Here is a 796-nt window from a genome sequence, read left to right as displayed (position 1 = left end):
CCGCGCTCGTGGAGCAAATCCTCGACGTTACGGAGCGAAAGCGGGAACCGGACATAGAGCATCACCGCCAGGCGGATGATCTCGGGGCTGGTCTTGAACCACTTGAAGGGGCTGGGTTTGGTCATCTCGAGACGCTACTCAGCCCCCTGCGCCGCCGCAAGCCAAGTTCCTTTGACAGCACCGTTTTTCCAGCTTCACCCATGAGATCGCGAAAGCATCCACCGCTCGGGTTTCAGCATCAGATTGAAGCAACAAGTCTACCGTGGAAAATTCAAGTGAGGCTTTGCTCTTCATATTCGAGACCAATCCCTTGGTGAGTTGCTTGCTATGATGTTACATCCGTTCCTCGAGGTGTCGACATCCGAATGTCTGCTCTGAGGAAGCTGCGCTGCAGCGACCAACTTCAGGGGCAAGGTCCGCAATGGGCCGCACGGCGTCAGGTGGACGCAGACGCCTAAACCCTCGCCGCGATGCCGCAGGTCCGCTCCGAGCCCATGCCGATAGAAAGCTCCTGGCCTCGGAATGCCTTGGCGTGGCGCGATCCATCAGTTCGCGCCACGCGTCGACATTCAGATATTTCTGAACTTGCAGCCCTTCTCCTTGGCCAACGAGACAAGGACTTCCTCGCGTTCGTTTGCAGCTTCCACCGCCTCCTTGGCGTTCGCATAGTTGACCAGCCCCACCTGAGTGGTCCGGTTTGAGTGTTAGTGCATGATCGGCCTCTGGTCCATTGGCAGGATGGTTTCCGGGGCCGGTGGGCGGTAGCCCAAGGCACTGTGGGGTCGTCTGGTGTTGT

General features: G+C 58.4%; 1 pseudogene. It reads right to left on the bottom strand.

The window, feature by feature from the left end:
- Positions 1-125, bottom strand: a pseudogene (locus tag DDZ14_RS19215) (IS6 family transposase); the annotation flags it as partial.
- Positions 126-796: the final 671 nt, after the last annotated feature.

This window comes from Maritimibacter sp. 55A14, assembly GCF_003122205.1.
Taxonomy (GTDB): domain Bacteria; phylum Pseudomonadota; class Alphaproteobacteria; order Rhodobacterales; family Rhodobacteraceae; genus QEYE01.
Note: the sequence above shows the minus strand (reverse complement) of the source record. Positions and strands in the feature narration are given on the sequence as shown.